This is a genomic window from Serratia sp. CY37869 (assembly GCF_052168895.1).
In the GTDB taxonomy this organism is placed as follows: Bacteria; Pseudomonadota; Gammaproteobacteria; order Enterobacterales; family Enterobacteriaceae; genus Serratia; species Serratia ureilytica.
In genome coordinates, this window is the sequence record NZ_JBJNLU010000001.1 from 963,624 (window position 1) to 984,946 (window position 21,323).

The 21,323-nt window shown below is 58.2% G+C and carries 21 protein-coding genes; 14 read left to right on the forward strand and 7 right to left on the reverse strand.

The annotated features are described in order from the left end of the window. Window positions 1-104: 104 nt before the first annotated feature. From ACJ8J1_RS04600 to ACJ8J1_RS04615, 4 genes are all read right to left on the reverse strand, one after another. The gene (locus ACJ8J1_RS04600; protein ID WP_033643545.1) at window positions 105-605 is read right to left on the reverse strand and encodes a hypothetical protein; all 501 of its coding nucleotides are present in this window, start codon (window positions 603-605) and stop codon (window positions 105-107) included. Between the two features lie 102 nt (window positions 606-707). After that, window positions 708-1,097, reverse strand: coding sequence for a DUF3592 domain-containing protein (locus ACJ8J1_RS04605; RefSeq protein ID WP_033643543.1), 390 nt, complete (start codon window positions 1,095-1,097; stop codon window positions 708-710). Between the two features lie 12 nt (window positions 1,098-1,109). After that, the gene (locus ACJ8J1_RS04610) at window positions 1,110-3,455 is read right to left on the reverse strand and encodes a type VI secretion system Vgr family protein (RefSeq protein ID WP_033643542.1); all 2,346 of its coding nucleotides are present in this window, start codon (window positions 3,453-3,455) and stop codon (window positions 1,110-1,112) included. A 513-nt stretch (window positions 3,456-3,968) separates the two neighbouring features. Next, window positions 3,969-4,901, reverse strand: a complete 933-nt coding sequence (locus ACJ8J1_RS04615; RefSeq protein WP_033643541.1) for a LysR family transcriptional regulator — start codon at window positions 4,899-4,901, stop codon at window positions 3,969-3,971. A 97-nt stretch (window positions 4,902-4,998) separates the two neighbouring features. On the opposite strand from ACJ8J1_RS04615, the gene pcp reads away from it, so the two are divergent. Beyond that, window positions 4,999-5,646, forward strand: a complete 648-nt coding sequence (gene pcp, locus ACJ8J1_RS04620) for a pyroglutamyl-peptidase I (RefSeq protein WP_033644303.1) — start codon at window positions 4,999-5,001, stop codon at window positions 5,644-5,646. Window positions 5,647-5,681: 35 nt separating this feature from the next. On the opposite strand, the gene ACJ8J1_RS04625 is transcribed toward pcp, so the two are convergent. The 3 genes from ACJ8J1_RS04625 to ydgT form a co-directional block, all read right to left on the reverse strand. Beyond that, on the reverse strand, window positions 5,682-6,713 hold the full coding sequence (locus tag ACJ8J1_RS04625; protein ID WP_033643539.1) for an NADP-dependent oxidoreductase: 1,032 nt from the start codon (window positions 6,711-6,713) through the stop codon (window positions 5,682-5,684). A gap of 85 nt (window positions 6,714-6,798) precedes the next feature. After that, window positions 6,799-7,218, reverse strand: coding sequence for a universal stress protein UspC (uspC, locus tag ACJ8J1_RS04630; protein WP_033643538.1), 420 nt, complete (start codon window positions 7,216-7,218; stop codon window positions 6,799-6,801). A gap of 197 nt (window positions 7,219-7,415) precedes the next feature. After that, a complete protein-coding gene (gene ydgT, locus ACJ8J1_RS04635) occupies window positions 7,416-7,631 on the reverse strand; it encodes a transcription modulator YdgT (RefSeq protein ID WP_004934895.1) in 216 nt (71 codons plus the stop codon). 278 nt (window positions 7,632-7,909) lie between these two features. Here ydgT and ACJ8J1_RS04640 point away from each other — a divergent pair, with 278 nt between their 5' ends. The 13 genes from ACJ8J1_RS04640 to cheZ all read left to right on the forward strand — a co-directional run bounded on the left by ACJ8J1_RS04640 (window position 7,910) and on the right by cheZ (window position 21,228). Continuing rightward, a complete protein-coding gene (locus ACJ8J1_RS04640) occupies window positions 7,910-8,158 on the forward strand; it encodes a hypothetical protein (RefSeq protein WP_142075675.1) in 249 nt (82 codons plus the stop codon). 829 nt (window positions 8,159-8,987) lie between these two features. Continuing rightward, window positions 8,988-9,338 (forward strand): flagellar transcriptional regulator FlhD, encoded by a 351-nt coding sequence (gene flhD / locus ACJ8J1_RS04645; RefSeq protein WP_033643537.1) that lies wholly within the window; start codon window positions 8,988-8,990, stop codon window positions 9,336-9,338. Then, window positions 9,338-9,922 carry a flagellar transcriptional regulator FlhC gene (gene flhC / locus ACJ8J1_RS04650; RefSeq protein ID WP_016927281.1) on the forward strand — a complete coding sequence of 195 codons (585 nt, stop codon included), beginning with the start codon at window positions 9,338-9,340 and terminating at the stop codon, window positions 9,920-9,922. The genes flhD and flhC overlap by 1 nt, the downstream gene beginning before the upstream one ends. 145 nt (window positions 9,923-10,067) lie before the next feature. Beyond that, window positions 10,068-10,958, forward strand: coding sequence for a flagellar motor stator protein MotA (motA, locus tag ACJ8J1_RS04655; RefSeq protein ID WP_015378266.1), 891 nt, complete (start codon window positions 10,068-10,070; stop codon window positions 10,956-10,958). Beyond that, window positions 10,955-12,019 (forward strand): flagellar motor protein MotB, encoded by a 1,065-nt coding sequence (gene motB, locus ACJ8J1_RS04660; RefSeq protein ID WP_033643536.1) that lies wholly within the window; start codon window positions 10,955-10,957, stop codon window positions 12,017-12,019. Before motA ends, motB begins: the two co-directional genes overlap by 4 nt. Then, the gene (gene cheA, locus ACJ8J1_RS04665; protein ID WP_442520327.1) at window positions 12,016-14,031 is read left to right on the forward strand and encodes a chemotaxis protein CheA; all 2,016 of its coding nucleotides are present in this window, start codon (window positions 12,016-12,018) and stop codon (window positions 14,029-14,031) included. The genes motB and cheA overlap by 4 nt, the downstream gene beginning before the upstream one ends. A gap of 32 nt (window positions 14,032-14,063) precedes the next feature. Continuing rightward, entirely contained in the window at window positions 14,064-14,564 is a 501-nt protein-coding gene (cheW, locus tag ACJ8J1_RS04670; RefSeq protein WP_025303271.1) for a chemotaxis protein CheW, read from the forward strand. Window positions 14,565-14,759: 195 nt separating this feature from the next. Then, window positions 14,760-16,430: a methyl-accepting chemotaxis protein gene (tsr, locus tag ACJ8J1_RS04675; protein WP_033643534.1), complete on the forward strand. Its 1,671-nt coding sequence runs from the start codon at window positions 14,760-14,762 to the stop codon at window positions 16,428-16,430. Window positions 16,431-16,505: 75 nt separating this feature from the next. Then, window positions 16,506-18,122, forward strand: coding sequence for a methyl-accepting chemotaxis protein (locus ACJ8J1_RS04680; RefSeq protein ID WP_033643533.1), 1,617 nt, complete (start codon window positions 16,506-16,508; stop codon window positions 18,120-18,122). Between the two features lie 37 nt (window positions 18,123-18,159). Next, on the forward strand, window positions 18,160-19,032 hold the full coding sequence (cheR, locus tag ACJ8J1_RS04685) for a protein-glutamate O-methyltransferase CheR (protein WP_025159837.1): 873 nt from the start codon (window positions 18,160-18,162) through the stop codon (window positions 19,030-19,032). Then, on the forward strand, window positions 19,032-20,081 hold the full coding sequence (locus ACJ8J1_RS04690; protein WP_033643532.1) for a protein-glutamate methylesterase/protein-glutamine glutaminase: 1,050 nt from the start codon (window positions 19,032-19,034) through the stop codon (window positions 20,079-20,081). The genes cheR and ACJ8J1_RS04690 overlap by 1 nt, the downstream gene beginning before the upstream one ends. A gap of 102 nt (window positions 20,082-20,183) precedes the next feature. Continuing rightward, the gene (gene cheY / locus ACJ8J1_RS04695) at window positions 20,184-20,573 is read left to right on the forward strand and encodes a chemotaxis response regulator CheY (RefSeq protein ID WP_004934862.1); all 390 of its coding nucleotides are present in this window, start codon (window positions 20,184-20,186) and stop codon (window positions 20,571-20,573) included. A 10-nt stretch (window positions 20,574-20,583) separates the two neighbouring features. Then, the gene (cheZ, locus tag ACJ8J1_RS04700; RefSeq protein ID WP_004934858.1) at window positions 20,584-21,228 is read left to right on the forward strand and encodes a protein phosphatase CheZ; all 645 of its coding nucleotides are present in this window, start codon (window positions 20,584-20,586) and stop codon (window positions 21,226-21,228) included. Window positions 21,229-21,323 lie beyond the last annotated feature (95 nt).

Here is a 21,323-nt window from a genome sequence, read left to right on the forward strand (position 1 = left end):
CGGTTTAATAGATATCAGGCTATGTCACAACAGATGAAGAAAACGATGCAGCGTCCAGAGCCGATCGCGAATGCGGGGAGCATTTCCTCGCGTCAAAGGGATTATCAAGAGGACGGTGCGTTGTCCTTCCCGCTTATTTTACGAGCCAGCAGTACGACGGAGACGGACAATGCCGCGGCGATCGCCTTGGCGGTAAATTGGCCTGCGCTCTCCAGATGATAGGGGGCAAAAAAGCCGACGCCGGGGGTACCCAGAATCAGCAGCGCGGCGAGCGGGGCAAAACAGCACAGTTCTATCGCCAGCGCCAGTCTGCCGGGGGCCGCCGCACCCAGGTAACCCATCAAAAAACCGGGCAAAATCAGGAACCCGATCAGCTCCGCGGGCGCGTTCACCGCAGACATCACCTGCTGGTTGTACTTCAGTATCGCCAGCATCAGTGCGACAAAGATCAGCAACCGGACGGACAATGCCGCCGTTCTGCCCGCGGGTAAGACGGTCTTGCAAATGGCGGCGATCAATACGCCGCCAACCAGGATGCCTAAGAAGGTAAACAGGATTTGTCCCCAGAGGCTGTCCTGCGTCGAAAAGGCAATAAACGCGCCCATCGTGACACTTCCTTATGCAAGGTGATTTAGCGAGCTGATGGACGACAAATCGTTTTCACAACGTTGAAATCGGATCGCGTTGATTGAAAAGGTTCTTTTCGCTCAAAGTCGGGATAACTCTTCGATCACCGCTTTTTTGGGGTTCTTGGGATCGTACTTTATCGCGGTGAAATGACCCGGCTGATAACGCGGCAGATCAACGACGCTGATCGGGCCTTTCGCGACGGCCGTATGGTTTTTTCCGTCTTGGGCGATGTATTTGACTTCCACTTCGCAGACCGGCCGATTCCCGTCCCACAGGTTGGTCTGGCGAATGCTGACGATTTGCCCGGAGGCGGAAACTCCGTTCTCCATCACGCTGAGAGAGGAACCGATGTGTTTGAAATAGCCCCAGATATCGACCGTGATGAATTTGAAAAAACCCACCAGGCTGAGAATAGGGGCCAATAAAATCAAACCGATTACGGTGAAGATATTTTTGGCTTTGGACATGGGCATCCCTACTTATAAAAAGATCGCCAGCGCCTTGCTGCTCAATCGCAAAGAACCGTTGGTTATTAAGGCCCCAAGCTGCGTGAACGTCATGGGATCGTTGCTTAGCTTGAAATTGGTTTTGCTGATCGAAAGCGGGTTATGGGAAACATCGAACATCGTGTGCTTGACGCTCAGCCCCGTTAAGGCAAGGTTGGCGCCTATCGCGGTCCACTTATAGCCGTGGCAGTTATCTTTCCAGGTGGGCGCCGAAATAGACACGCCGTCCTCGCTGGTAATGCTGATGGTTTTTGCCGTGATGGTCAGCGAACCGCTAATGGTCGTTTGCTGATCGTTTTTGTAGGTTTCTTTGACATTCCCCGTGATGTCGGTGGTCTGGCCGCCGGCCTCCACCGTCAGCGTCTGACCGCCTGCGGTGACGGTAGTGGTTTGCCCGCCGGCGGTGATGGTGGTGTGCTGCCCGCCGGAGGTGATGTTGACCGTCTGCCCCTTGTTGATGGTGTTGGTCTGTTGCCCCTCGGTAATGTCGAGGGTCTGGTCGCCTTTCACCGTGACATGCTGGGTTTGCGTAATGTTTTGCGTCTGCGCGCCGTCAAGCTTGAAGGACTGATTGCCGGTGATGTCGATCTTATCGCCGCCGTCGATAATCGTCAGGGCGCGGCCGCCTTTGATGTTCACCGTCTGGTGAGCGTTCAGGTTGGCGGTTTCCAGCCCATCGACGGTGGTGGTGCGTTTCGCTTTGTACAGGAACGTGGCGTCGCCGATGACGGTATCGTTCTGCTGGCGACCGATGGTGGTGGTGCGACTGCCGTCAATATTGACGTTCTTGTCGTTTTCCACCGTCATGTTCATGTTGCGTTCGGCGTGCATGTCGAAAGATTCGTTGCCGGGCGAGTCTTCCAGGAACAGGAAGCTGGCGTTGTCGACGCCGCCGCCTTTGCTGCGGCTCATAAAGCCCATTTTGGTGGCGTCGCCGGGCAGATCCCACGGCGGCATGCTGTCTTCGTTGTAAACGCGGCCGGTGATGATGGGGCGATCCGGATCGCCGTTGATAAAGTCGACCACCACTTCCTCACCCACGCGCGGGATTTGGATCCCGCCGTATTTCCAGCCGGCCCAGGCGCTGGAGACGCGCACCCAGCAGGAGCTGGTTTCATTGCCGCTGCCGTGGCGATCCCAACGGAACTTGAGTTTCACCCGGCCATATTTATCGGTCCAGATGCTTTCGCCTTCCGGGCCAACCACTTCGGCGGTTTGCGGGCCATGGGTTTTCGGCCAGGGTGTGGTGCGCGCCGGGCGCCAGTTGATGTCCGCCGGCACCACCTGAAATTCGGTATGTTGTTCACCAACGTCGTTATCGTTGCTGGCGTAGCTGTTTTCCTGCATGAAGTAACGCGCGCTGACCACCAGATAGGCGCGGTTGTCTTCCATACGCGGCGCCTGGATCAGCTGAAAACGGTAGCCGGGCGCAATGCCCTGCGAACTGCCTTCGCCGCTCATCTGCTCATGCTGCGCTTCGAACTCCTGTTGGCGCACCTTGACGTAAAACTGGCCGTGGGCGTGATCGGTATAACGCCCGGGCCAGTCGAACACCTCGGCTTTGTCCTGTGCGAACGAGGCGGGATTCTGCCGGGCCTCCAGCAACCGTGCGCGCGGTTTACGAAAATCGTAGTCATCCAGGCTATACAGGCTGGGCGTGATGGCGTCCGACACGCTCCAGCTGTTGATGCTGTCCTTGTTTTCCACCAGACCGCCTTCCGCGAGCTGATAGGGGATGCTGGCATAGCCGGCGAGTTCCTGATGCGCCGCCGGCGCGTCGGCCAACACCAGCGTATGGCCGTCCTGCTGGTGCGTGAAATAGTAATAGATGCCTTCATGTTCCATCAGACGACTGATGAAATCGAAATCGCTCTCCTGGTACTGCACGCAGTACCCCCAGATGCGGTAGTCGTAACTCAGACGGTTATCGATCTTCACCTGATACTGTCCCAGCACCTGGGTCAGGATGTCGGGAACGGTCTTTTCCTGATAGATGCGAAAATCGCGGTTTTGCGTCAGGTACCACAGCGTGGGGCGCAGCACGGCGCGGTAGATATAGTAGCGGTTGCCGCCGGCTTCTCGTCCGGAGAGGGTCATACGCGTGATATTGCCGTTGAGATAACGCGGGGCCATCGGGTTGCCCCGCAGCTCCAGCGTGATTTTTTGTCCCAGCAGCGATTTCAGATCGAGGCGATTGTCAGGGCTGAGCAGCTCGACGTCGAACTCGAACAGCCCGGCCAGTCTTTCCTCACCGGAAAGGCTTCTGAACAACAGCTGATAGGCGGGCAAAGGTGTGTGCGCAATGATAAGGCGATCCATACTATATCCCCGGTTTAGGCATAGCTACCGCACGAGATTTGACGCGCGATCCCGATGGCGTATCTGTCACGAATTGAGACAGGGGCTGACGAAAGATTTAACAAAGTTTACACAAAGGCACGATTTGTGCAGTCTACAATAGAGCTCTGCATTTGCAAAATAGCCTTGTGGATCAATGCTCAATTCGTTAACTCGCTCACGATATAGTTTTTTATTATCTAAAACATATGGATACGAGCAGATCTTTTTTTATCCAAAATTATTGGGAAAATGGTAATACCAAATAATAAATCTGTAACACTTAAGTCAACGTGTTTATAAAACAACTCTTTTTTTCCGTGAAAAAAGTCACTGAGTATTTTTTATCCTTACCATTCGTTAGTTAAAGATGATCAAATATATAAATTTACCGAATGTTAATTCGGATGATTCCTATTTGGCCTGCGTGAAAAGCCCGCGGTGCGGGCCTCCGACGGTGAGTCTGAATGGTTGATAAAGCAGCAATTGATGCGGTTAGCGCGGAAGGGGATCGAGGGAAAGTCGGCTTATCAGGTCACAGAGCCAGATTAAGGCCGGGTCGCGTTGCGCCTGTCGGCCGGCGATCAGCTCAATGGGGAAAGGCGCGATGGCCAACTCCTCAGGCAGCGGGAGAATGCGTACGCGTTGCGGATCGGAAAAACGCCGGGCCACGCTGGCGGCCAGGGTGGCGATCAGATCGCTGTCGGCGACCACCGCCGGCAGGGCGACAATGTGTGAAAAGGTCACGGCGACGCGCCGCTGGCCGCCGATTTCCGCCAGGCGGCGGTCGACCAAGCCTCTGGCGGAGCCGTCGTCAGCCGGCGCGTACAGCCCGTGCGGCAGGCTGAGGTAGCGGGCCAGATCCCAGCGGCCATCCGCCAATTGCGGGTGTGAACGGCTGGCGATACAGACCAGATGCTCTTCAAACAACGTGCGCACATAGTGACTTTCCGCCCCGGAAAGATGCCCTCCCAGCGCGACATCCACCTCCCCGCTATCCAACTGACGGTAAATATTGCGGCGATCCAGACGCGAAACGCGAATATCGATGCCGGGTGCCGCCTGACGCAAACGGCTGATGATGGCGGGCAGCAGCAAGATATCCGCATAGTCGCCGGCGGCCAGCGTAAAACGCCGCTGCCCGGCGGTGGCCGGATCGAAACGGGCAGGGGGCGCCAACGCCAGATGGATTTGCTCAAGCACCCGCTGTATCTGCGGCATAAGCTGGTGGGCGCGCGGCGTGGGCGCCATGCCGCCGCCGCTGCGGACAAACAGCGGATCGTTGAGCAGAATGCGCAGTCGCGCCAATGCATTGCTGACGGAAGGTTGCGCGCGGTTAAGACGCCGGCCCGCGGCGGTGACGTTACGAGTCTGATACAGCGCTTCAAACACCACCAGTAAATTGAGATCGACGTTGGCTAAATTCATTTTATGAATACTCTATATACAGATAATCCATTTCCAGAATCTTACAGCGTTCCCTAGGCTGGTAGCACACGAATTTAGCCTTCAATCAGGGGAAATGATGAACAAAGTGTTAATCACCGGCATTGAGCCGTTCGAGGGTGACGCGGTGAACCCTTCCTGGCAGGTCGCGCAGGCATTGGCCGGAGAGCGTATCGCCGGCGCGGAGATCGCGGTGCTCGAGTTGCCGTGCGTATTGGGCGTGGCCAACCAGCAGCTGATCGCGGCGATTGAGGCATTGCAGCCGCTGGCGGTGATCTGTCTGGGGCTGGCCGGCGGCCGAGCCGAAATATCCCTGGAACGGGTAGCCATCAATTTGATCGATGCCCGCATTCCCGACAATGCCGGTAAACAGCCGATTGACGTGCCGGTGGTTGCCGGCGGGCCGGTGGGCTATTTCAGTACGCTGCCCGTCAAGGCCGCGGTGCAGCAACTGCGCCGGCAGGGGATCCCGGCGGGCGTTTCTTACACGGCGGGCACCTATAACTGCAACCATATTTTTTATGGTCTGCGTCACTATCTGGAGACGCGGCATTCGCGGGCCAGGGGCGGATTCGTGCACATTCCGTACAGCCATGAACTGGCGGCGGCGCATCCGGGCAAGCCGAGTATGGCGCTGGCGACGATGGTGGAAGCGGTGCGCACTCTCGTGCAGGTGACGCTCACGGTAGAGGAGGATGTGCAATTCGGCGACGGTGCCGTGCATTGACAAGCAGGGCGTGGCGCGCCACGCCCTGATGCGCGTTATTCGTCAGCGACGCGGATCACCAATTTGCCGAAGTTTTTGCCCTGCAGCAGGCCGATAAAGGCCTGCGGCGCCTGCTCCAGTCCATCGACGATGTCCTCGCGGAACTTGATCTTTCCTTGCTCGACCCAACTGCTCATCTGTTGCAGGAATTCATCAAAGCGTGAACCGTAATCGTCGAAGATGATAAAGCCCTGCATGCGGATACGTTTACGTAAGATCAGCCCTTCCAGCAACGGTAAGCGGTCCGGCCCGGCGGGTAACTCGGTGGCATTGTAATGGGCGATGATGCCGCAGACCGGAATGCGCGCTTTGGCGTTCAACAGCGGCAACACGGCGTCGAATACGGCGCCGCCGACGTTCTCATAATAGATGTCGATGCCCTGCGGACAGGCGGCGGCCAGCTGTTCGGCAAAGTCGGGGGCACGGTGATCGATACAGGCGTCGAAACCCAACTCTTCCACCACATAGCGGCATTTGTCCGCACCGCCGGCGATGCCGACGACGCGGCAGCCTTTTAGCTTCCCGATTTGGCCGACCACCGAACCGACCGCACCACTGGCGGCGGCCACCACCAGCGTTTCACCCGCCTGCGGTTGGCCGATGTCGAGCAGCCCCATGTAAGCGGTAAATCCCGGCATACCCAGCACGCCGAGCAGGCGGGAAGGGTGCGGCAGGTGCGGGCCGAGGTTGCGCAGGCCGCTGCCGTCAGACAGGGCGTAATCCTGCCAGCCGTCATAACCCAACACCCAATCGCCGACGTTGAAATCGGGATGCTGTGAAGCCGCCACGCGCGATACCGTGCCGCCCACCATGACCTGACCGATCTCCACCGGCGGCGCGTAGGAGGGGGCATCGCTCATGCGCCCGCGCATATAAGGATCCAGCGACAGATATACGGTGCGCAGCAGCAGCTGGCCGGCCTCGGGTTGTGGCACGGCGACCGTGTCGAGACGGAAGTTCGCCGCCGTCGGTTCGCCGTGCGGACGCGAAGCCAGCAGGAAGCGGCGGTTCTGTTGAGAAGGGGACATCGAAAGCTCCTTTGCGTTGCGACAAACAAGATTCGTTAAGCCTAGTCCAGGGGCGGCAAGGCAACGTTACCGAATGTGCTTAGCCTTAGAGCGGAACGATCAGCACGTCGATATGGCTGATATTGATAAAGCGGGCGGCGGAACAGGAGACCTTATTCATCATGCCGTCGCGATGATTGCCGCAGAGCAGCAGGTCGAACGGCTGATGCCGGCTGGCGTATTCCAGGCTGTCGCCAAGCTCGCCATGCACGATAAGGGTATCGGCGATCGGGTAGCCGGCGCGTTGGCGCAGTTCCTCCATAAACAGCCGGGTTTCCTCTTCCATCAGCGTGCGCAAATCGGCCAGCATCGGCCCGGCGAAATTATTGTACATTTCCGGATTGGCGAGGGTGCTTAACAGGGTGATGTTGCCGCCGTAGGGGCGGACGATAGAGACGGCCTTTTCCACCAGGCGATGGCTGTCAGGCGCGACGGCGACGGTAACCAGAACGTTTTGATACCCCATATTCCACTCCTTGTTGCATCCGTCGTGTTTCAGGCTGCCGCGTCGGGGCCTTGGATGAAATGCTGCGCTCGGATAAAGGGTAGAACCTGGCGGGGGGAATAAATGTGTTTCGCATCACGCGCGGCAATAAAAGCTGAGTTTGCTCCGGTTATATAGCAATAAAAGATAAAACCGTTGCCGCACGTAATTTCACTGAATTAAAGCACCTGCGCCCACAGCGTTTTCGGCACCTTGCCCAGATCGAACAATTTACCGGCAACCAGCTCGGCGCGACGGTGGTCGGCAGCACGGTACATATTGCTCATTTCTGTATCGTTTTCAATGGAATAGTTCAGTTTGTCGTACACCTTCTCCAGGCTGTCCAAAGAGGAGCATTTACGGAATGTCAGCAGATATTCGAGCGTATCGGTCATGATTAAAATATAGCCTGTTAATAGTTAAAGCCGGGTGAATAACACATAGCGGCTCACGGCGACGCCGTCGAGGCAGCGATGTACGACCTGACAAAAATCATTTCAAGTGAATAAATTGCACTGGGTAATAATGTGACGCCGCCCGTGGCGGCGCTGGGATAAATCATAATATGCAAGTGCGCCATCAGCAATCTCATCCTGCTGATAAATGAAGAAATAGGGAAAGTCTCAGGGCGATGCGTCACGAACGAGAAGCTTAAGCGTCGACGTTTCGCTGCATGCAAGCGCGCGAAGCCGCGCTCGCTCTCCTTTGGCGGCGTTTTTTTCACCTGTCCGCAGGGCGGTCGCAGCACGAGGCGATGTATGTTGCCGCTGTCGGCATTGAAACTACGCCTGTTTGGCCTGCGCGATTATGGCAAGTAAAACAAAACTGCGTTTTATTTTATTGCAATGAACCGATGGGGCGCGGGAATTTTAATAACGTCTGGAACGGCGTGGTAATTAATGCGCCGGCAAAAAAGAAATAAAAAAACGCTAAAGCTTTAGGATGTGCTGCCGATATGTCGTTTTGGGATAATTTAACGTTAAAAAACCATTCTTGCGCCGCGCTAATACGGAAACATATCGTTACGTCTATTGGCTTGTTCACTACGCCAGCGAATCATTGATAAGCCATAATCACCTGATGTTGAAAATTAGAACAACCCTCTGCGGAGGGTTTAAGTCAAATCCGATAGCTAATAACCTTATAGTTTACATTGGTTATTTTTCACCTGGGATATTTTTTAGCGGCTCAAATGGTTATTTATACTAAGATTGTTGCCTATATGCAGATTTTTGTTCTGTTATTTTGGTTTGGTGATGGTTTTGTTCGAATTGATCTAAAAAAGATAATTTTTTGGCTGATAAACATTGTTTTTAAGACGTTTTTTTACCTAAGGCGATTTTATGAGCAAAATGCGGGTCATAAAATGTGCGAATTTAGGGGTATTTGGCTTAATTATTTTTTATTTTTGTGATCTATGTCACATTGTATTTAAAATTGCCTCTCACTTACATTGTGTGTGCTAATGGTTCGGGGGTAGAGTTGCGCTGCTTTAGGAATAATCTTATTAAATTTGTAAAAATAGTTTCATGGTGACTAAACACTATCGAAGCAGAATGCTGTACATCCATACACGTTGGTTTACGCTCGTAGCAAATACTGAACAGTGGTCGAATTTAGCGATTGGCGAAAATTATAGCAGTCGTTTTTGAGAGATTAATTTGCCAACTTTGGGAAACAACCCAGGTCACGGGCGATAAAATTTATCACCCAGCGTATGTTTTTAAACATAGTCTGTCGGGATGGGGAATATGGGTACGTCTGAATTACTTAAGCATATTTATGACATCAATTTGTCATATTTACTTTTAGCACAGCGTTTGATCAACGATGAAAAAGCGTCCGCGATGTTCCGCCTTGGTATTGATGAGACCATGGCCGATGCGTTGGCGCAGCTGACTTTGCCGCAAATGGTCAAACTGGCCGAGACCAACCAGCTGGTTTGCCACTTCCGCTTTAACGATCACCAGACCATCGAACGCCTGACCAAAGAGTCGCGCGTCGACGATCTGCAACAAATCCATACCGGCATTTTGCTATCAAGCCATTTACTGCAAGAGCTATCGAGTAAAGACGCTAGCCCGACGAAGAAAAGAGCCTGATGATGGTTGAGAAAAGCATTGTTCAAGAAGCCAAGGACATTCAGCTCGCCATGGAGCTGATTTCGCTGGGGGCCCGTTTGCAGATGCTGGAGAGTGAAACCCAGCTCAGCCGCGGGCGCTTGATTAAACTTTACAAGGAGTTGCGCGGCAGCCCGCCGCCAAAAGGAATGTTGCCGTTCTCAACCGACTGGTTTATGACTTGGGAACAGAATATTCATTCCTCGATGTTTTATAACGCCTACCTGTTTCTGATGAAAAGCGGACAGTGCAGCGGGGTGGAAGCGGTGATCAAAGCCTATCGCCTCTACCTGGAGCAGTGCCCGCAGCAGGCCGGCGAGGCGCCGTTGCTGGCGTTGACCCGCGCCTGGACGCTGGTGCGCTTCGTCGACAGCGGCATGTTGCAGCTCTCCGCTTGCAGCTGCTGCGGCGGCGCATTTATCACCCACGCGCACCAGCCGCTGAACGGTTTCATCTGCAGTTTATGCCAACCCCCATCCCGCGCCGTAAAAAGACGTAAACTTTCGCCGCAACTGGCCGATATTATTCCTCAACTGCTGGACGAGCAGGTCAAACGCGCCATTTGAGCCGCCACGTTGCCGGCTCTCGGCAATGAATACCGACGTGTGATACGCAGGGGCGGCATGCCGCCCCCAGACATGCAGCCTGGTCTGTCGCGCTAGGGCGCGTTTGCCCCACCTTCCATCCACATTGTTAATTTAAGGAATGCGTGTGCTAGTTATTTTGGGTTATCTCGTGGTATTGGGTGCGGTGTTTGGCGGCTACCTGATCGTGGGCGGTCATCTCGGTGCGTTATATCAGCCGGCGGAGTTTCTGATTATCGGCGGGGCGGGGGTCGGCGCTTTCATCGTCGGCAACAACGGCAAGGCGATCAAAGCGACGCTGCGCGCCCTGCCGCGCCTGATGCGCCGTTCCAAATACAACAAAGATCTGTATATGGATCTGATGGCGTTGCTGTTCCGTCTGCTGGCCAAATCGCGTCAGCAGGGCATGCTGTCGCTCGAGTTCGATATCGATAATCCGCAAGAAAGTGAAATTTTCTCTAATTATCCGCGCATCCTTGCCGATAACACCCTGGTGGAGTTCATTACCGACTATTTACGGCTGATGGTGAGCGGCAATATGAATGCGTTCGAGATCGAAGCGCTGATGGACGAAGAGATCGAAACCTACGAGCAGGAAAGCGAAGTGCCCGCCGGCAGTCTGGCGATGGTGGGCGACTCCTTGCCGGCGTTCGGCATCGTCGCGGCGGTGATGGGGGTGGTGCACGCCCTGGCTTCGGCTGACCGTCCGGCCGCTGAACTGGGCGCGCTGATCGCTAACGCCATGGTCGGTACTTTCCTCGGCATTTTGCTGGCCTACGGCTTCATCTCGCCGCTGGCGACGTTGCTGCGTCAGAAGAGCGCCGAAAACGTCAAGATGATGCAGTGCATCAAAGTCACGCTGTTGTCGAGCCTGAACGGTTACGCGCCGCAGATCGCGGTCGAGTTCGGCCGTAAAACGCTGTATACCACCGAACGTCCTTCTTTCGTTGAGCTGGAAGAACACGTGCGCCGCGTGAAAGCGCCGGCGCAGCAGGCGACGGAAGAAGAAGAAGCATGAAACAGAATCATCCGGTCGTTTTGGTCAGAAAGCGCAAGTCGCATCATGCCGCCCATCACGGCGGCTCCTGGAAGATCGCTTATGCCGACTTTATGACGGCGATGATGGCGTTCTTCCTGGTGATGTGGCTGCTGGCGATCGCCAGCCCGCAGGAGCTGACGCAAATCGCCGAATACTTCCGCACGCCGCTCAAGGTTGCCCTGACCAGCGGCGACAAGAGCAGTTCCGAAAGCAGCCCCATTCCTGGCGGCGGCGACGATCCAACGCAACAGCATGGCCTGGTGAAAAAACAGGTCGATTCGCCGGACTCGCGCGCCGAAGAGCTGCGCCTGAACAAGCTGCGCGAAAAGCTGGATGAGTTGATTGAGTCCGATCCGCGCCTGAAGGCGCTGCGTCCACATCTGTTGATCAACATGATGGACGAAGGGCTGCGCATCCAGATTATCGATAGCCAGAACCGGCCGATGTTCAAAACCGGCAGCGCGCAGGTCGAGAGCTACATGCGCGATATTCTGCGCGCGATAGCGCCGATCCTTAACGACTTGCCGAACAAAATCAGCCTGTCCGGCCACACCGATGACATCCCTTACGCCACCGGCGAACGCGGCTACAGCAACTGGGAACTGTCGGCCGATCGCGCCAACGCGTCGCGTCGCGAGCTGATCGCCGGCGGCCTGGCGGAAGGCAAAGTGCTGCGGGTGGTAGGCATGGCGGCCACCATGAGCCTGAAACAGCATGGCGCCGATGATGCGATTAACCGCCGCATCACCGTACTGGTGTTGAACAAGCAAACGCAAGAGGGCATCGAGCACGAAAATGCCGAAAGCAACGCGCTGGATATTGCCCAGCCGGACAGCCTGAAGCAGCTGGCGCCGTCGGCGACCGCGCCGGCCAGCCAAACGCCGGAATCCTCGACGACAGCCCCGGAACCCGCGGCGCCAACGCCGAACGCTCCACCGCAGGCGTCCCCGGCGATAGCCCCGGCCGACCAGGCGCCGGAACCACCGGCGGCCGCACCCGCACCGACTAACCGCGACTCACAGCCAGAGGTGACCCCGTGAGCATGGACATTAGCGATTTTTATCAGACCTTCTTTGATGAGGCGGACGAGTTGCTGGCCGACATGGAGCAACACCTGCTGGAGCTGGATCCGCTGGCCCCCGATATCGAGCCGTTGAACGCCATCTTCCGCGCGGCGCATTCGATCAAGGGCGGCGCGGCGACCTTTGGTTTTTCGGTGCTGCAGGAAACCACCCATCTGCTGGAGAACCTGCTGGACGGTGCAAGACGCCAGGAAATGAGCCTGAGCACCGAGATTATCAACCTGTTTCTGGAAACCAAAGACATTATGCAGGAGCAACTGGACGCCTATAAAACCTCGCAACAGCCTGACGCTGAAAGCTTTGAATACATTTGCCAGGCGCTGCGTCATCTGGCGTTGGAAGCGCAACAGCAGCAGGAGGCGCCTGCGGCTCAACCCGCCGTTCAGCAGCCGGTCGCTCAGCCATCGGCCGCGCCGGCGGCGATCGAAGGCGGCATGCGCATCAGCCTGAACGGGCTGAAAGCCAGTGAAATCCCCTTGATGTTGGAAGAGCTGGGCAACCTCGGCGAAGTTAAAGACCCGCATCAGACGGAACACAGCCTGGACGTGACGTTGCTCACCTCCGCCAGCGAAGACGACATCAGCGCCGTGCTGTGCTTCGTGCTGGAACCGGAACAAATCAGCTTCTCGACGCCGACGCAAAGCGCGCCGGCCGTCGCGGAGGCGAACTTGCCGGAGACGGTCGCTGCGCCGGAACCGGCGCCGGTCGCCAGCGCTGCGCTGCCTGCCGCCAAACCTGCGGCCGCAGCGGCCGAAGCGCCGAAAGCACGCGCCAAGGCGAGCGAATCTACCAGCATTCGCGTAGCGGTGGAAAAGGTGGATCAGCTGATCAACCTGGTGGGCGAGCTGGTGATCACCCAGTCGATGCTGGCGCAACGTTCCGGCACGCTGGATCCGGTGAACCACGGCGATCTGCTGAACAGCATGAGCCAGCTGGAGCGTAACGCACGCGATCTGCAGGAGTCGGTGATGTCGATCCGCATGATGCCGATGGAATACGTCTTCAGCCGCTACCCGCGTCTGGTGCGCGATCTGGCCGGCAAGCTGAACAAACAGGTGGAGCTGACGCTGCAGGGCAGCTCGACCGAACTGGACAAGAGCCTGATCGAACGGATTATCGACCCGTTGACGCACCTGGTGCGCAACAGCCTCGATCACGGTATCGAAGAGCCGGCCACCCGCATCGCCGCCGGTAAATCGGCGGTGGGCAATCTGGTGCTGTCGGCCGAACACCAGGGTGGCAACATCTGTATTGAGGTCATCGACGACGGCGCCGGTCTGAACCGCGAAAAAATTCTCGCCAAGGCCGCTTCGCAAGGGCTGGCGGTGAGCGACAGCATGAGCGACGAAGAGGTCGGCATGCTGATCTTCGCGCCGGGCTTCTCCACCGCCGAGCAGGTGACCGACGTTTCCGGCCGCGGCGTCGGCATGGACGTGGTGAAAAGAAATATTCAGGAGATGGGCGGCCACGTCGAGATCCGTTCGCAGGCCGGTAAAGGCACCACCATCCGCATTCTGCTGCCGTTGACGCTGGCGATCCTCGACGGCATGTCGGTCAAAGTGAACGACGAAGTCTTTATTCTGCCGCTGAACGCGGTGATGGAATCGCTGCAGCCGCAGGCGGAAGACTTGCACCCGCTGGCCGGCGGCGAACGCGTGCTGCAGGTGCGCGGCGAATACCTGCCGCTGGTGGAACTGTATCGGGTATTCGAAGTGGAAGGCGCCAAAACCGACGCCACCCAGGGCATTGTGGTGATCCTGCAAAGCGCCGGCCGCCGCTATGCGTTGCTGGTGGATCAGCTGATTGGCCAGCATCAGGTGGTGGTGAAGAATCTGGAAAGCAACTACCGCAAAGTGCCGGGCATTTCCGCCGCGACCATTTTGGGCGACGGCAGCGTGGCCTTGATCGTCGATGTCTCGGCGTTGCAAACCTTGAACCGTGAAAAGCGTCTGACGGACGCCGCCGCATAATAATGAGTTTATTGATTTAAAAGGTGAATGATATGGCAGGATTGGCAGCCGTCAGCAAATTGGCTGGCGAAACGGTAGGGCAAGAGTTTCTGATTTTTACCCTGGGCAACGAGGAGTACGGCATCGACATCCTCAAGGTGCAGGAAATTCGCGGCTACGATCAGGTGACCCGCATCGCCAACACCCCGGCGTTCATCAAGGGCGTCACAAACCTGCGCGGCGTGATTGTTCCCATCATCGATCTGCGGGTGAAATTCTCCCAGCAGAGCGTTTCCTACGATGAGAACACCGTGGTGATCGTGTTGAACTTTGGCCAGCGCGTGGTGGGCATCGTGGTTGACGGCGTCTCCGACGTGCTGTCATTGACCGCCGAGCAGATCCGTCCTGCGCCGGAGTTCGCGGTGACCCTGGCGACCGAATACCTCACCGGCCTCGGTTCGCTGGGCGAGCGCATGTTGATCCTGGTGGATATCGAAAAGCTGCTGAGCAGCGAAGAGATGTCGCTGGTCGACAGCGTGGCGAAAAGCGTCTGATCCAAGACTCAAGGGGGCAGGGCGCTGCCCCCTTCAACCTTCATGTTCCCTGACCTGTCGCGATGCCGTCCGCCGCGCCCGGAACCCCCACTAAAAATAGTTACTTTCCCGCATAAAGTTTTGCCGCGCTGCGCCGATAACTCTCACATTCAACGTCATCAGAGCCTGTCTGCGCGGGCTTCAACAAGGGAAATCATGTTAAATCGTATGAAGGTGGTCACCAGCCTGTTGCTGGTGTTGGTGCTGTTTGGCGCCTTGCAGTTGATTTCGGGCGGACTCTTTTTCTCCTCGCTGAAAAGCGATAAGGAAAACTTTACCGTCCTGCAAACTATTCGTCAGCAGCAGCTGCAGCTGAGCGAAAGCCGCGTTGACCTGCTGCAGGCGCGCAACTCCCTGAACCGTGCCGGTATTCGCTACATGATGGATACCAACAAGATCGGCAGCGGCGCCACCATTGATGAACTGCTGGCCAAGGCGAAGGAAGAGCTGGGCGAAGCGGAAAGACACTACGCCGCGTACGAGAAAATCCCTCAGGACCCGCGTCAGGATCCTCAGGCGGCGGAACGCCTCAAGCATCAGTACGATGTGCTGTACGGCGCGCTCTCCGAACTGATCCAACTGCTGGGCGAAGGCAAAATCAACGCGTTCTTCGATCAACCTACGCAGAGTTACCAGGATAACTTTGAGCAGAGCTACAACGTTTACCTGGAGCAAAACGGCAAGCTGTACCAAATCGCGGTCGACGGCAGCAACAGCTCCTACAACTCGGCCATCTGGACGCTGATCGTGATCCTGGTGGTGGTGCTGGCGGTGATCGTACTGGTCTGGACTGGTATCCATCACATCCTGGTACGCCCGCTGAACCGCATGATCGAGCACATCAAACAGATCGCCGCCGGCGACCTGACTCAGCAGATCGTCGTCAACAGCCGCAACGAAATGGGCGTGCTGGCGGCCAGCCTGAAACACATGCAAGGCGAACTGATTGAAACCGTCAGCGGCGTGCGCCAGGGCGCAGACGCCATCTACAGCGGCGCGTCCGAAATCGCCGCGGGCAACAACGATCTCTCTTCCCGCACCGAACAGCAGGCCGCGTCGCTGGAAGAGACCGCCGCCAGCATGGAACAGCTGACCGCGACGGTGAAACAGAACGCCGAAAACGCGCGTCAGGCTTCGCAACTGGCGCTGAGCGCCTCTGAAACCGCGCAGAAAGGCGGCAAGGTCGTGGCTAACGTGGTGCAGACCATGCATGACATCGCCGGCAGCTCGCAGAAGATCGCCGATATCACCGGCGTGATCGACGGCATCGCCTTCCAGACCAACATCCTGGCGCTGAACGCCGCGGTGGAAGCGGCGCGCGCCGGCGAACAGGGCCGTGGCTTCGCGGTGGTGGCCGGTGAAGTGCGTAACCTGGCGCAGCGCAGCGCACAGGCGGCGAAAGAGATCAAAGGCCTGATCGAAGATTCGGTCAGCCGCGTCGATATGGGTTCCGTGCTGGTCGAGAGCGCCGGGGAAACCATGGGCGACATCGTCAACGCCGTCACCCGCGTGACCGACATCATGGGCGAAATCGCCTCGGCGTCGGACGAGCAGAGCCGCGGCATCGATCAGGTTGGCCAGGCGGTGGCGGAAATGGACCGCGTCACCCAGCAGAACGCCTCGTTGGTGGAAGAATCCGCCTCGGCGGCGGCGGCGCTGGAAGAACAGGCCAGCATGCTGACCCAGTCGGTAGCGGTATTCCGTCTGAGGCAGGAAGGCCAGGAAGAATTTAAAGCGCCTGTCACCAGCAAGGCGACGGTAACACCGGTAATCAATCATAAGAAAATGAACGCCAGCGATCTGCAGGATAACTGGGAAACGTTCTGACCGGTATCGGGCCTCTCTCGCAGAGGCCCTTTTCCCTACGTAGGCCGGTCGCCGGCCGGCTGCAAGGAGGTTCAAGTGTTTAACCGAATCCGTATCTCTACCAGCTTATTCCTGTTGTTGATGACCTTCTGCGTTCTGCAGTTGGCCAGCAGCGGCCTGTCGTATTCCGCGTTTCGCTCCGATAACCACAACCTCGACATCATCACCCTCGGCAGCCAGCAGCGCGATTCGCTTAGCCTGAGCTGGGTGTCGCTGTTGCAGGCGCGCAATACGCTGAACCGCGCCGGCACCCGCGCGGCGCTGAAACTGCCGCAGGAGCAGGTGAACGAGCTGATGAGCAACGCCCGCAGTTCGCTGCAGAAGGCCGATCTCTATTTCAATCAGTTTATGGCGGTTGAACGCAGCAGTGAACAGCAGAACCAGCAGACGGCCACCACCAAGGCCAGCTACGAGCGGCTGCGCGGCGCGCTGCGCGAGCTGATCGGCTTCCTGGAAAAGGGCGAGCTGCAGGCGTTTATGGATCAGCCGACGCAGAAAACCCAGGACCTGTTCGAGGCCGACTTCGTGCAGTACCTGCAGTTGGTGAACGGTGACATCAGCGAGGCCAGAGACGCTAATCAGTTCTCCTTCACGCTGGCGGGCCTGATGCTGGCGGGGGCGGTATTGATGCTGATCGTGGTGACCGGCAGCGCCATGTGGTGGTTGCGCACCATGCTGATACAGCCGCTGAACCAAATCCGCAGCCACTTTGAACGCATCGCCGCCGGCGATCTGGCGACGCCGATTCAGGTGTACGGCCGCAATGAAATCAGCATGCTGTTCGCCAGCCTGCAACGCACGCAGCAGTCGCTGATCGGCACCGTCGGCGCGGTGCGCGACGGGGCGGAGTCGATTCTGATCGGTCTGCAGGAGATCGCCGAAGGCAACAACGATCTCTCTTCCCGCACCGAGCAGCAGGCCGCGTCGCTGGAAGAAACCGCCGCCAGCATGGAACAGCTGACCGCGACGGTGAAACAGAACGCCGACAATGCGCGGCAGGCGTCTCAGCTGGCGCGTGACGCCTCGGCCACCGCAGCCAAGGGCGGCGAACTGGCCGGTGACGTGGTCACCACCATGCACGATATCGCCAACAGTTCGCAGAAAATCGGCGCCATCACCAGCGTGATCGACGGCATCGCCTTCCAGACCAACATTCTGGCGCTCAATGCGGCGGTGGAAGCGGCGCGCGCCGGCGAACAGGGGCGGGGTTTCGCCGTGGTCGCCGGTGAAGTGCGCAACCTGGCGAGCCGCAGCGCGCAGGCGGCGAAAGAGATCAAGGTGCTGATCGACGAATCGGTCAGTCGCGTCAAACACGGCTCGGTGCTGGTGGAAAACTCCGGCGCCACCATGCAGGACATTGTGCGTTCGGTAACTCGCGTGACCGACATCATGGGCGAGATCGCGTCGGCTTCGGATGAACAAAGCCGCGGCATCGAACAGGTGACGCAGGCGGTGACCCAGATGGACCAGGTTACCCAGCAGAACGCCGCGCTGGTGGAAGAGTCCGCTTCTGCCGCCACCGCGCTGGAAGAGCAGGCCATTACCCTGGCCGACGCGGTCGCGGTATTCCGTCTGGCGGACGATAACGTCGTCGCGCCAGGTAACAGCAACAACGCAGTTTCACCCGTGGTAAAGGAAGCCCAAGATTGTTAAACCGCATAAACAGCACGTTTTTCTCCGGTGAGGCGGCATGAAACAGGCGCCGTCTACTTCTAACCGGGATACTGCGTCGATGTTGACGCAAATGGTGCAGCGCCTGCCGCTGTCGGACGTGCATTTTCGCCGTATCAGCCAGTTGATTTATCAACGCGCCGGCATCGTGCTGGCGGAGCATAAGCGCGAGATGGTTTACAACCGCCTGGTGCGCCGGTTGCGGCTGCTGGGATTGCACGATTTCGGCGACTATCTGGCGCTGCTGGAAAGCGATCCGAACAGCGCGGAGTGGCAGGCGTTCATCAACGCATTGACCACCAACCTGACGGCATTTTTCCGCGAGGCGCATCACTTCCCGATCCTGGCGGAGCATGCGCGCTCGCGGCCGAACGGCTACAGCGTCTGGAGCACTGCGGCCTCGACCGGCGAAGAGCCGTATTCGATCGCCATCACGCTGAGCGATGCCCTGGGGCAGCGGGCCGGCAGTTGCCAGGTCTGGGCCAGCGACATCGACACGCAGGTGTTGGAAAAAGCGGAAGCGGGCGTTTACCGCCAGGAAGATCTGCGCACCCTGACGCCGACCCAAATGCAGCGCTATTTTCTGCGCGGCACCGGGCCGCATCAGGGGCTGGTGCGCGTGCGGCCGGAACTGGCGGCGCGGGTGAACTTCCAGCCGTTGAACCTGCTGGCGCCGGAATGGGCGCTGCCGGGGCAATTTGACGCCATTTTTTGCCGCAACGTCATGATCTATTTCGATAAGGCGACGCAGGAGCGCATCCTGCGCCGCTTCGTTCCCTTGCTTAAGCCGGGGGGGCTGATGTTCGCCGGCCACTCCGAGAACTTCAGCCAGATCAGCCGGGATTTCTACTTGCGTGGGCAGACCGTGTATGGGCTGACCAAGGAGAGGTAATGAGTAAAATCAGAGTGTTATGCGTAGACGATTCGGCACTGATGCGTCAGCTGATGACGGAAATCGTGAACGGCCACCCCGACATGGAAATGGTGGCGACCGCGCCGGATCCGCTGGTGGCGCGCGATCTGATCAAAAAATTTAATCCTCAGGTGCTGACGCTGGACGTCGAGATGCCACGCATGGACGGGCTGGATTTCCTCGAGAAGCTGATGCGCCTGCGGCCGATGCCGGTAGTGATGGTTTCGTCGCTGACCGGTAAAGGCTCGGAGATCACGCTGCGAGCGCTGGAGCTGGGCGCGGTGGATTTCGTCACCAAACCGCAGCTCGGCATTCGCGAGGGCATGTTGGCCTACAGCGAACTGATCGCCGAGAAGATCCGCACCGCCGCCAGAGCGCGCCTGCCGCAGCGTTCCAGCAGCCCGGCGCCGGCGATCCTCAGCCATGCGCCGCTGCTGAGCAGTGAAAAACTGATCGCCATCGGCGCTTCCACCGGCGGCACCGAAGCGATCCGCCAGGTGTTGCAGCCGCTGCCGGCTACCAGTCCGGCGCTGCTGATCACCCAGCACATGCCGCCGGGGTTCACCCGTTCGTTCGCCGAACGGCTGAACAAGCTGTGCCAGATCACGGTGAAAGAAGCGGAGGACGGCGAGCGCGTACTGCCGGGCCACGCTTACATCGCCCCGGGGGATCGCCACCTGGAGCTGGCGCGCAGCGGCGCCAACTATCAGGTGAAGCTGCATGACGGCCCGGCGGTCAACCGCCATCGTCCGTCGGTCGACGTGCTGTTCCGCTCGGTAGCGCAATATGCCGGCCGCAATGCGGTGGGGGTGATCCTCACCGGCATGGGGAACGACGGGGCGGCGGGGATGCTGGAGATGCACCGCGCCGGGGCCTATACCCTGGCGCAGAACGAGGCGAGCTGTGTAGTGTTCGGCATGCCGCGCGAGGCGATCGCCGGCGGCGGCGTCAGCGAAGTGGTCGAGTTGGACAGGATGAGCCAGCGCATGCTGGCGCAGATTTCCGGCGGCCAGGCATTGCGCATTTGATTTCAGTCCGCAGGGTTTGCCCGGCGGCGATATGACCTACGGTCGCCGCGCGGCGGCCTGCGGTTTTGCATCATTAAACGGTTAACTATTTCAGGAGTAACAATGGCAGACAAGAACCTCAGATTTCTGGTTGTGGACGACTTCTCCACCATGCGCCGCATCGTCAGAAATTTGCTGAAAGAGCTGGGCTTCAACAACGTCGAAGAAGCTGAAGACGGCGCGGATGCGCTGAACAAGCTGCGCGCCGGCGGTTTCGACTTCGTGGTGTCCGACTGGAACATGCCGAACATGGACGGGCTCGAACTGTTGCAGACCATCCGCGCCGATAGCGCGCTGGCCGCGATGCCGGTACTGATGGTGACGGCGGAAGCCAAGAAAGAAAATATCATCGCGGCGGCGCAGGCCGGCGCCAGCGGTTATGTAGTGAAACCTTTTACGGCGGCGACGCTGGAAGAAAAGCTCAACAAGATTTTTGAAAAATTGGGCATGTAAGGAGAGGGCGATGAGAGACATTCCAATGCCTGCCAGCGATGCAGCGACCGCGGGAGAGATCATCTCCCGCATCGGCCAACTGACCCGAATGCTGCGCGACAGCATGCGCGAACTGGGGCTCGATCAGGCGATTGCCCAGGCGGCAGAGGCGATCCCGGATGCGCGCGACCGTCTTGACTATGTCGTAACCATGACGGCGCAGGCGGCGGAACGGGCGTTGAACTGCGTGGAGGCGGCGCAACCGCGCCAGGCGGAGCTGGAGTCCGGCGCCAACGCGTTGAAAGGACGCTGGGACGAGTGGTTCGCCAATCCCATCGAACTGGACGACGCGCGTTCTCTGGTCAACGACACGCGTCAGTATCTGGATCAGGTGCCGGGCCATACGGCCTTCACCAACGCTCAGCTGCTGGAAATCATGATGGCGCAGGACTTCCAGGATCTGACCGGTCAGGTGATCAAGCGCATGATGGACGTGGTGCAGGAGATCGAAAAGCAGCTGCTGATGGTGCTGATGGAAAACATGCCGGAGCAGCCGGTGAAGGAAAAACGGCCGAACGACAGCCTGCTGAACGGTCCGCAGCTCGACCAGAACGGCGTCGGCGTGATCGCCAACCAGGCGCAGGTCGACGATCTGCTCGACAGCCTCGGTTTCTGAGGCCTTTCGGGGCGCGCGACGGCGCGCCCCGACAACAAGCCACGCAGTTTTCGTCTCATCCCCTAAATAACCCGCCTTTTTCCCCGTTGTTCCGC

Bases quoted from the DNA above. Each gene is read 5' to 3' on its own strand.
- uspC (WP_033643538.1), bottom strand. From the start codon at position 7,218: ATGGGGTATCAAAACGTTCTGGTTACCGTCGCCGTCGCGCCTGACAGC.
- ACJ8J1_RS04640 (WP_142075675.1), top strand. From the start codon at position 7,910: ATGCAAGCGCGCGAAGCCGCGCTCGCTCTCCTTTGGCGGCGTTTTTTT.
- pcp (WP_033644303.1), top strand. From the start codon at position 4,999: ATGAACAAAGTGTTAATCACCGGCATTGAGCCGTTCGAGGGTGACGCG.
- motB (WP_033643536.1), top strand. From the start codon at position 10,955: ATGAAACAGAATCATCCGGTCGTTTTGGTCAGAAAGCGCAAGTCGCAT.
- cheY (WP_004934862.1), top strand. From the start codon at position 20,184: ATGGCAGACAAGAACCTCAGATTTCTGGTTGTGGACGACTTCTCCACC.
- ACJ8J1_RS04625 (WP_033643539.1), bottom strand. From the start codon at position 6,713: ATGTCCCCTTCTCAACAGAACCGCCGCTTCCTGCTGGCTTCGCGTCCG.
- ACJ8J1_RS04605 (WP_033643543.1), bottom strand. From the start codon at position 1,097: ATGTCCAAAGCCAAAAATATCTTCACCGTAATCGGTTTGATTTTATTG.
- ACJ8J1_RS04615 (WP_033643541.1), bottom strand. From the start codon at position 4,901: ATGAATTTAGCCAACGTCGATCTCAATTTACTGGTGGTGTTTGAAGCG.
- cheZ (WP_004934858.1), top strand. From the start codon at position 20,584: ATGAGAGACATTCCAATGCCTGCCAGCGATGCAGCGACCGCGGGAGAG.
- flhC (WP_016927281.1), top strand. From the start codon at position 9,338: ATGATGGTTGAGAAAAGCATTGTTCAAGAAGCCAAGGACATTCAGCTC.
- ydgT (WP_004934895.1), bottom strand. From the start codon at position 7,631: ATGACCGATACGCTCGAATATCTGCTGACATTCCGTAAATGCTCCTCT.
- flhD (WP_033643537.1), top strand. From the start codon at position 8,988: ATGGGTACGTCTGAATTACTTAAGCATATTTATGACATCAATTTGTCA.
- ACJ8J1_RS04610 (WP_033643542.1), bottom strand. From the start codon at position 3,455: ATGGATCGCCTTATCATTGCGCACACACCTTTGCCCGCCTATCAGCTG.
- cheR (WP_025159837.1), top strand. From the start codon at position 18,160: ATGAAACAGGCGCCGTCTACTTCTAACCGGGATACTGCGTCGATGTTG.
- ACJ8J1_RS04690 (WP_033643532.1), top strand. From the start codon at position 19,032: ATGAGTAAAATCAGAGTGTTATGCGTAGACGATTCGGCACTGATGCGT.
- cheW (WP_025303271.1), top strand. From the start codon at position 14,064: ATGGCAGGATTGGCAGCCGTCAGCAAATTGGCTGGCGAAACGGTAGGG.
- tsr (WP_033643534.1), top strand. From the start codon at position 14,760: ATGTTAAATCGTATGAAGGTGGTCACCAGCCTGTTGCTGGTGTTGGTG.
- ACJ8J1_RS04600 (WP_033643545.1), bottom strand. From the start codon at position 605: ATGGGCGCGTTTATTGCCTTTTCGACGCAGGACAGCCTCTGGGGACAA.